Annotated in this window: 2 protein-coding genes; both read left to right on the plus strand. The window is 43.9% G+C overall.

Features of this window, described 5'->3' with window-relative positions; genetic code table 11:
* The first annotated feature begins 255 nt into the window (after window positions 1–255).
* Window positions 256–1089, plus strand: a complete 834-nt coding sequence (locus IH879_22215) for a phosphatidate cytidylyltransferase (GenBank protein ID MCH7677642.1) — start codon at window positions 256–258, stop codon at window positions 1087–1089.
* A 274-nt stretch (window positions 1090–1363) separates the two neighbouring features.
* Window positions 1364–2164, plus strand: coding sequence for a hypothetical protein (locus tag IH879_22220; GenBank protein ID MCH7677643.1), 801 nt, complete (start codon window positions 1364–1366; stop codon window positions 2162–2164).
* The last annotated feature ends 526 nt before the right edge of the window (window positions 2165–2690 follow it).

The raw sequence follows: 2690 nt of genomic DNA on the forward strand, positions 1-2690 counted from the left end.
AATTTAAAGCAGGTCCGTGACATTTTTTGTAAGTTTCATAAGACTGTGAGGGGCCAAGATTTTGACGGATTAGCCAACCCAACTGGGTAAAGTAGACAGTCAACATAAAAAATCGCAGCCGCAAAAACAAAGCTATCAAATTCATCAGCACTCCTCACTGCCCTGGTAATATACGACTTTTGTAATCTTCTATTGTTAGTATACCGCTTTACCCAGGTCCCGGATTGACCGATTGCGCATAAGAAGGAGGGGAATTTGCATCTTAAAAACTTTGCTATCCGAACGCTGGTTGCTGTTTTATTCGGCCCTGCCATCCTCTTCTCGGCCTGGGTCGGGGGCAAAGTTTTCCTCGGAGTGATCATCGCTATTGTGAGTCTGGCCATGTATGAATTCTACGATCTCGCGGCTCACAAGGGGAGCAGACCACAAAAGATTCTTGGCATCATCACTGGTGTGCTGGTATGTTATACCTTGTTTAGGTCTCGCACTGATCTGTTGTGGGTTGTCCTCTTCGTCTCTTTCATTGTATTTGTGACTGTCGAGCTTTTTCGCAACGAACGAGGCTCGATTCTCAACGTTGCCAGCACGCTAATGGGGGTCTTCTATGTTGCCTTCTCACTCGGATTTCTGCTGCTCATCCGGGAGTTGCCAGTCCAATTCAATTTACCATACGATAGGGGAGGTGATTTGGTCATTCTTACCTTTCTGACGATCTGGATGTGTGATATAGCGGCTTCGATCCTAGGTTCACTCTTTGGCAAGCACAAATTGTTTGAACGTGTCAGCCCGCACAAGACTGTTGAGGGAGCTGTTGCCGGCTTTTTCTTTGCCACCATAACGGCTTACCTGTGTCAGGTGACATTTATGGATCATCTCCCTTTGCTTCACGCACTGGCCATCGGAGCGATCTGTGGAAGTGTTGGACAGGTCAGTGATCTGATCGAGTCTCTTTTCAAACGGGATGCTGTCGTCAAAGACTCGTCGAAGATTATCCCCGGCCATGGCGGCGTTTTAGACCGCTTCGACAGTCCAATCCTTGCGGCTCCAGCGGTTTATTTCTACCTACGGTTCGTCGCGCATTATAGTTAAAGAAAAACATCGTCCTTAGGAATGAGACCTCAACGAAACCCCGCACTGGGCTACTCATATTTGTTCATTATTAGGCGAGATTCGAAGACGCTTTCGCATCAAATCGCACCCGGAAAAAATAAAAATGGCTTTAAGCAGACAAAATGATATCATAAAATAACAATGACGAAGAAAATCTATCCAACCTTTGTCATTGCAATTTTCATTTTGAACAGCGTCTTCTCAAATCAAGGTTATCCTCAAAGCAGCCTGGTGTGCGATTGAACTCGCGTTGTTGGATCTCCTGGCCAAAGACAATAAACAATCGATTGAAAGATTGTTAGGTTTGAGAGAGCTGGATGGAACTTTTCAATATACAGCGGTTTTGGGAGATGCCGAGTGGGAAAAATTTGTTTCTCAAACCAAACAATATTTGGCTATGGGATTCCAGGAATTTAAGCTCAAGATTTCCGGAAACTTAGCTGTAGACGGCAAAAAACTAGCACTCATTCAAGACCTGGGGCAGGGAGAATTAAAACTCAGGGTGGATGCCAATAACATCTGGCAGGACAGTAGCATAGCCATTGATTATTTTAAGCAGCTTGGAATCCAGCTAGTCGGCATTGAGGAACCTTTAACCGCCATGCAGTTTGCTCAACTGAGCGAAGTAGCTGAAGGCACACAGACAAAAATAATTCTCGATGAGAGTTTTCTGAATAAATCCCATTTTGAACCTCTCCAAAAAAATGCAGGATCTTTCATCATTAACATTCGAATTTCCAAAATGGGGGGCCTGATACGAGCGTTGGAAATTGCCAGGGTGGCTGAAGAACTTGAAATACCGGTGATTGTTGGGGCCCAGGTTGGGGAAACCAGCTTGTTAACAAGAGCAGCCTTGACCGTAGCGCATGCGACTAAGCGTAATTTGTTGGCTCAGGAGGGGGCTTTTGGTACCTTGCTGCTAAAACATGATATCGTGAATTCTCCTCTGGGTTTTCAAAAGCAAGGACAGCTCGATCCTAAAGGATTACTAAGACCGGATCAATACGGTTTGCAATTGACGTATCAATGCGATCCTATCAATGGATTCCCTTGAATAATGTAACTTACAGGTCGTACCAACTAAAAGTGGCCTTACTGAGACTGCTATTAATGGCTTCAGTATCCTCCAAAAAACAAGAAATCTCCGGGATATAAGTATTCTTTTGGCCCAACTTGCCTGTCACTCTTTTTAAAAGAGGCTCTGGAAAGAGAAATTGCGTGGGCCAGGAAAGAAGTACATTTGTTTCTCAATTCCGGCGGAAGGTCAATCATCAGGAGTTATGCAGTTTCTTACTATTACCCCTTTAGGGGGTGTTATGCAGTTGGGTTATCACCTATAGTAACTTTTTTGTTGCAAGTCAATAAAAAGATTGTAATCTTTTGGGAGATATGAAGAAACTAATGAATTACTTGTTATGCGGGCTAATACTTGTGAAACTTCAAAAAAGACAAGGATGAAGATATGAAGTCAAAGGAAAACCAGGCCTTTTTGTGCTACGCTCATGAGGATCTTAACAAAGTGGAGGAGATTTACAAAGGCTTGATAGGCCGGGAGGTCAATGTATGGTTTGACAAAAGGG

Source organism: candidate division KSB1 bacterium (assembly GCA_022562085.1).
GTDB lineage: Bacteria > Zhuqueibacterota > Zhuqueibacteria > Oceanimicrobiales > Oceanimicrobiaceae > Oceanimicrobium.